Annotated in this window: 3 protein-coding genes; 2 read left to right on the plus strand and 1 reads right to left on the minus strand. The window is 37.1% G+C overall.

Going from position 1 to position 7,355, the window contains the following annotated elements; translation table 11 throughout:
• Positions 1-1,759: 1,759 nt before the first annotated feature.
• On the plus strand, positions 1,760-4,636 hold the full coding sequence (locus LGZ98_RS22650) for an RHS repeat-associated core domain-containing protein (protein WP_113043499.1): 2,877 nt from the start codon (positions 1,760-1,762) through the stop codon (positions 4,634-4,636).
• A gap of 659 nt (positions 4,637-5,295) precedes the next feature.
• On the plus strand, positions 5,296-5,640 hold the full coding sequence (locus tag LGZ98_RS22655; RefSeq protein ID WP_112878032.1) for a hypothetical protein: 345 nt from the start codon (positions 5,296-5,298) through the stop codon (positions 5,638-5,640).
• A 509-nt stretch (positions 5,641-6,149) separates the two neighbouring features.
• Here the strand turns inward: LGZ98_RS22655 and LGZ98_RS22660 are convergent.
• The gene (locus LGZ98_RS22660; RefSeq protein WP_113043500.1) at positions 6,150-6,851 is read right to left on the minus strand and encodes a helix-turn-helix transcriptional regulator; all 702 of its coding nucleotides are present in this window, start codon (positions 6,849-6,851) and stop codon (positions 6,150-6,152) included.
• Positions 6,852-7,355 lie beyond the last annotated feature (504 nt).

A 7,355-nucleotide genomic window follows, 5' to 3' on the forward strand; every position in this document is an offset into this window, starting at 1 on the left:
ATGATAATCAACAACGTTACTTCTTTATTCTCGTCAATTTTTCCAACAGGTAAAGTCTCTAAACCTGAAATAAAACCATCAAATTCAAAGTAGTCATCTTATTATTTTCAACGAGAAAGCTATTTCGGGTAAAACATTATATGGTCTATTTCCATTCAATGATGAGCAATTTTCAGAATTATTCACAACAAAATAAGAAAAACAGATTAATGATCTACATTTATATTATCAATATTTATACCCGTCATCTTTCAAGTTGCCTCTTTGTTGGCGGCACTCGCTCACCCCGGTCACATAGTTACCTATGCTCCCGGGGATTCACTCCCTTGCCGTCGCGATGCATCTTGAAATCCATAGGGTATACAATACCTAAAAGTAAGCAATTTATGATATTTCCAATACCAATCAAATTTTTTATCAAAATAAAAACCACCAAAAAGTTAAAAATAAAAAACATATTTCTATACACATGATAGAAATTTGCTTTTATATAATTAATTTACCTACTTTATTAATCATTCATGTTAATATTCCTTTATCAACTATACCCGTCATCTTTCAAGTTGCCTCTTTGTTGGCTGCACTCACTCACCCCGGTCACATAGTTATCTATGCTCCCGGGGACTCGCTCCCTTGCCGTCGCGATGCATCTTGAAATCCATAGGGTATATTATAACTCTTGTGAAGAATAAAATATTTCAATAACAATAAAAATAAGAATTGCCAATAAGCAATATTATATATAATGATATTTCAATAAAAAACAAAAAGTTTTTATTTTGTAAATATCTAAAATATACAAAATATAACACTTAATTTTACCTTAAATTTCCATTTATAATACTAAAAATATAATATTTGTATTTATAATTCATAAAGCCAATATTTCATTTAACAATTTAACCAAGAATCACAATATAATATTATTTATTTTGTTAAAATAACAATAGCAAATTAACTAATATCTAACTCATAATGTATTTAAATATTAACCCATGTAATAATTACATTATTTTCCAAATTTATTGTTTTATCTCATATATAAATTAAATACAAATGAAATATAAATGCAATATAAACCTCATACAAATTGAAATCTGGCTTCTTAATTTTAATTAATTTTTTATTTAAGAAATTCAACAAACAGCCAGATAATAATCACTGAAAGTGTCTTACGATATCGTAATAGGCATTTATTCCAACGCAAGGGACGTACAAATGAAGTTTAAATCAGTGATACTGATTGGAATATCTGCTTAACACAATAATCTGATATATCCGATTTATCTGGCGTCATTAATTGACCCCAGACTAACTAATCCGAGTTTCGTATATGGACGAACATCAAAAATTATTTAGCCAATAAAATAACTCACATTTATAACCAATAACTATACTTCCAGTTAATATTCACCACACGTAACTATATGTTAAATAAGGATAGGTTATTTCTCCTTTTTGACAGAACAGAAAAAACAGCCATAAGCGATAACAAAAGATCCTAACGCTGTTTTCTACAATACTTGTACTCCTCTACTTATACTTGCTACTGTTATTCGGTTGTAGCAGCACCTTTGAGCAGCATACTTCTGAATGAGATTATTCCTACTTATCTCCTGAAATCTTGCATACCGCTGGTATCTCAATAGAAAGGTTATCCTCATTAATGTGGAGAAGCTGAACTTAGCATTCGTTCTCTGCTACGCAGACAAAAAATTATTCAACACTACAATGAGTTAACACCACAAAGAGGGAAATTATGAACAACTTTGACCCCAAAACTTATCAACATACCCCCACTATCACTGTTCACGATAACCGTGGGCTGGATGTCCGTGAAATCCGTTATCACCGAGCTACCGCAGAAAAAAATAGTGATATCCGTATCACCCGTCATCAGTATGATGTTCTCGGACACCTGCACCAAAGTATTGACCCACGCCTGTATGACGCCTGGCAGAAAGATAATTCGGTAAAACCCAATTTTCTCTGGCAGTATGATTTAACGGGCAACGTCCTACGTACAGAGAGTGTCGATGCGGGTAATACTGTCACTCTTCATGATATTGAAAACCGTCTTGTCCTGACTGTAACTGCAACGGGTGTCAAACAGACCCGACAATATGAAGACAACTCTCTGCCCGGTCGTCTGTTATCCGTAACAGAACAAGAGCCAGAGAAAAGGGCATCCCATATCACCGAACGTCTCATCTGGGCTGGAAACACACCGGCAGAAAAAGACCAAAATCTTGCTGGTCAGTGTGTACATCACTACGATACAGCAGGAGCGACTCAACTGAATCGAGTTTCCCTGACCGGAGAGGCTTTATCACAATCCCGTCAGCTACTGGTTGATGGTCAAGAAGCAAATTGGTTAGGGGATGATAAAAAGATCTGGGATAAGAAATTAAGTAGTGATGTATACACCACCGAAAACAAAACGGATGCCACCGGTGCTCTGTTGACACAAACCGATGCCAAAGGAAACATCCAGCATCTGGCCTATAATGTCGCTGGACAATTGAAAGGCAGTCGGCTGACGGTGAAAGGCCAGAGTGAGCAAGTGATCATCAAATCCCTAACCTATTCAGCCGCAGGACAAAAACTACGCGAAGAACACGGTAACGGTATCATCACCGAATATAGTTACGAGCCGGAAACCCAGCGACTGATGAGCATCACAACCCGTCGTTCAAGCGATAGCAAGGCTTTGCAAGACTTACGTTATGAATATGATCCGGTTGGCAACATAATCAGTCTCCGTAACGATGCAGAAGCGACCCGCTTCTGGCGCAATCAGAAAATGGTACCAGAGAATATCTATACCTACGATTCCCTGTATCAGCTTATTAGCGCAACAGGGCGCGAAATGGCGAATATCGGCCAGCAGAATCAGAATCTCCCCTCTACAGCACTGCCTTCCGATAACAACACTTATACCAATTACACCCGTACTTATGCCTATGACCGTGGTGGAAACCTGACCCAAATCCGGCATAGCTCACCCGCGAGCCAAAACAACTACACCACAGATATAACCGTCTCGAACCGCAGCAACCGTGCAGTACTGAATACCTTAACCACTGATCCAACCAAAGTGGATGCATTGTTTCAGGCAGGTGGTCATCAGGAGACATTACTACCGGGACAAAACCTAAACTGGAATGCACGAGGTGAACTACAACAGATGACACCGGTAAAACGGGATAACCACACCGACAGTGGCAGCGACATAGAGTGGTATCTCTATGGCAACGACGGGATGCGGCTGTTAAAAGTCAGTGAACAGCAAATGCAGAATATCCTCCGACAACAACGAGTTGTCTACCTGTCGGGACTGGAACTGCGTACAACCCAAAACGGTGCTACCACAACGGAAGAGTTGCAGATTATTACAGTGGGTGAAGCCGGTCGCGCGCAAGTGCGGGTTCTGCACTGGGAGAGCGGCAAACCAGAAAACATCAACAATAATCAGATACGTTACAGTTACGATAATCTGATTGGTTCCAGCCAACTTGAGCTAGATAACGACGGGCAAATCATCAGTCAAGAGGAGTACTACCCATTTGGCGGTACAGCGCTATGGGCCGCAAGAAACCAGACAGAAGCCAGTTACAAAACGATCCGGTATTCCGGTAAAGAACGGGATGCCACCGGGCTGTATTATTACGGCTATCGGTATTATCAGCCGTGGGTGGGAAGATGGCTAAGTGCGGACCCAGCAGGCACTATCGATGGATTAAATCTCTATTGTATGGTGATGAATAACCCAATTACTCTTGCGGACAATATGGGGCTATCAAGTTTAGACTGGCTTGATCTAGCCATTCCACAAAACAAACCTGATATTTCTCCACTTTTATATAAACAAAATCCAAGAGTTGAGCAGAGATATAAATATTTCACCAAAAGCACCGGTGAAATATTACAAGAAACAAAAAGAAATGAAGAAACGCTCAAACCTATGAAACCAAAAAATAGAGAGCAAAAATCCAGAGATATGAAGTATACAAATGCAAAATTAAAAGGATATGCCGCCCATGCCGGTATTATGGGTCATGGTACCAACAGAGAGCACGATACCTATAAAGATAAATTTTTAAATCTGAGTGGCAGCTTAGGTGCAAAAAATACCTTCCCCGGTGTGCAACTTATCAGCGAAAAAGCGAAGCCCGGTTTCGAACAATACCACCCCAATACACTTCAAACTTCCAAACGTTGGAGGCCAAATATGGATCTTGGCAGCTATCGTGTTGTTAATGAAAAAGAATTTATCGCGGGTATACAAAAAGCGTATAAAGAATCAGGCACTGCATTACACCCACTAGTTGAACAGCGGATCAAAGCACATATTAAGGAAAACAAAAACATTTTACCTAAAATGGCCGGTATTGCGGGCCTGCATGCTGAAGTACAAGCCTTAAATTATATGGTCACGGAACTTGCTAAAAAGGGAGAAAATATATCAAGTCATTTGAGTCAGAGCTACATATTCACACAACGACTCGTTGGTGCAACAAATCAAGACTTCCCTGCTTGTCATAATTGTTCTGGAATATTGTCTGGCATAGAAAATGTCATGACAGGAAGAGTAGAAAATTACAGAAGAATGACACGTAGATACTCTGTAGGGTAATAACTTCATCCTGGGAAAGAATATTAAAAATATTCTTTCCCATTACAGTCTCAGGAGTAGACATATTGATTATGCCATTCCTACCATGTTTGCCACGAATAAAAAACCAAGATAACAAACTGTTAAAAATATATAAAAAGAGAGATAGCCTATTTTATTTCTTCGATATTTTCAATGTACAATTAACCTTCACTTAATGTTCATGCAAAATATTCATGATGATATACTTTATATTCTGTATTTTTACGCTAATATAAAAATAAATTATATATAATTTCTGATTACTACTCATAAATGCAATTATTTCATAGGCAAAAAACCATCCAGAATAGTAATAAAACACTGTAACTAACAGATCAATAAAAATCATCCAAACAAAACAATATCAAATAAAAATATATTTATTATGGTTATATTCCTACGGTAATTATTAGTTAGTCTATTGAATTTATCACAATAAAAATAGAAATATACCCTATGGATTTCAAGATGTATCGCGACGGCAAGGGAACGAATCCCCGGGAGCATAGATAACGATGTGACCGGGGTGAGTGAGTGTAGCCAACAAAGAGGCAACTTGAAAGATGACGGGTATATCAGAGAAACTATTGTTATTTCTATAATAATCACCCATTTTATTCATTAACCAGGAGTTGAAGATGAGAGAAACTGAGGAAAAAGAAAAAGGTGAAATGCTTGGAATTAATAATCATTATTTTTTCGTTATTAATCTTACCAATGAAAACTTAATCGGTGATGTGATTTGGAGCAGTTCTGGAAATACGAGCACTCTCAATGTTGATGGGTTACATCCAGCAACCGCTTCACTTATCCAAGAATTCTATCCAGAAAGTTGGAAAAATGATTATTGGCAATGGACGGCAAAAGGGAGAAGATATCAATTAAATTGTTATGACGATGATATCTATGTCGCTGTTGTGATTAGCGATTTTGGCATTAGTGTATTACCCACTGGCACCAGCCCGGATGCATGGAAATGGTAGCTTTTCTTCCACTTCATTATTTATGTAAGAAAAATGCATCATGTGGAAAATATCGATAGCACTCTTACATAAAGACAAGCTCGTAAGTCGACAAAACAAAGATCGTGATGGCATCACGATCTTTGTTTAATCGAATTAAAATCTTACCCTGGGAAAATTCTTGAACTTTATTATCCTCAATCACAAGCTCGCCCTATATTGTTCGTTGCCCCAGATTACCAAATTAAGTGATTTATCCTACCATTCACAATCGGCACTCTAGGGCGGCTTTTTCCTAATAATCGTTCTTGTCCACTCGATCCCTTAAGAGGTCTCGTCCCCAATTTTTAGCAAACAAAACCGAATCTTAGCAAACCCAATAAAATCACTAAATTTTTCGAACCCTCAGCAGAAAGTCCAGATAATCATCAGAATTTACTCTATATTTGCAACTATATACTTAATAGAAAGAACAATTAAACATCTATAGGATAAATACCCATATAAATTACTCATTCGTAATCATTTATTTAGGATAAATTATTATCAGACAATCCTTCTTTCTCACTCCATTTTTTTAGTAATAATATTCTATCTTGTATATATCTTTCAGACAATACTTCTAGTTTCTCTATTTTTCCTACTTGTAACTTAAGAAAATTATGGCTGAATTCACACCAAGAAACTAAAAAGAATTCATTATTGAAAAAGACCGACAGTGGACAGGTCGTCTTCACAGTATGTGCATTATTTAAGTCAAGAAAAGTTATCACTATTTTTGATTTATGGTATATCGCTCTTCTGATATCAGATAACATTAAGTTATTATTTGTAACTTTGCTGTAACCTTCTGTTTTTACAAACATTGGCGAATAATATAGCTGATCACGCTGTTCTTCAGGCAATACTGCGGCAATCTTAGATATAAAGCTATGAGCAGACTTAGACAAAACAACATCATTCTGTTCAATAACCCATTTATTGCCCAAAACTAAGGCATCAATTTCATCCATCGTAAACATTAAAGGAGGTAACATGAAGCCGGGCCGTAATATATAGCCCAAACCGGGTTCACCCTCTATATTTGCTCCCTGACTATTTAATAAAGCAATATCTCGATAAAGCGTGCGCAAGCTTACATTTAAATCACTAGCGAGTAATTTACCACTGACAGGATACCTTCTTTGTCTCAAGTATTGCAATAATACTATAAGTCTTTCGGTTCTTGACATTTCCGTACTCCTCATTTTAATAAAAATCAAATAGGAAAGGCTTTACTGAATAAATAGTATTGAGTTACTAGCCAGTTACCCAATATATACCCGTTATCTTTCAAGTTGCCTCTTTGTTGGCTGCACTCGCTCACCCCGGTCGCATCGTTATCTATGCTCCCGGGGATTCGCTCCCTTGCCGTCGCGATCCATCTTGAAATCCATAGGGTATAGCTATTTATTCTTAATTATCTATCATGGAACAATGTCGAGATTTCTCTATAAAACCATCAACTCGAAATCCTATATTTAATATAGCCATCAATTGTCAGGATTGACGAAAATACTATTGCCGTCTTACATAATTACCAAACTCTGTCAAGAGTAAATGTTCGATTCATTACGCCGAAACAAGGTTGAAGTCAGTGTCGAACATCATACATAGCGTAAATACTTAAAAGTTTAATATACTATTAATTAATACAAAAAATAAAATTCACACTCAACAAGATAACTTATCATAAG

It is taken from the genome of Photorhabdus kayaii, assembly GCF_025384895.1.
GTDB lineage: Bacteria > Pseudomonadota > Gammaproteobacteria > Enterobacterales > Enterobacteriaceae > Photorhabdus > Photorhabdus kayaii.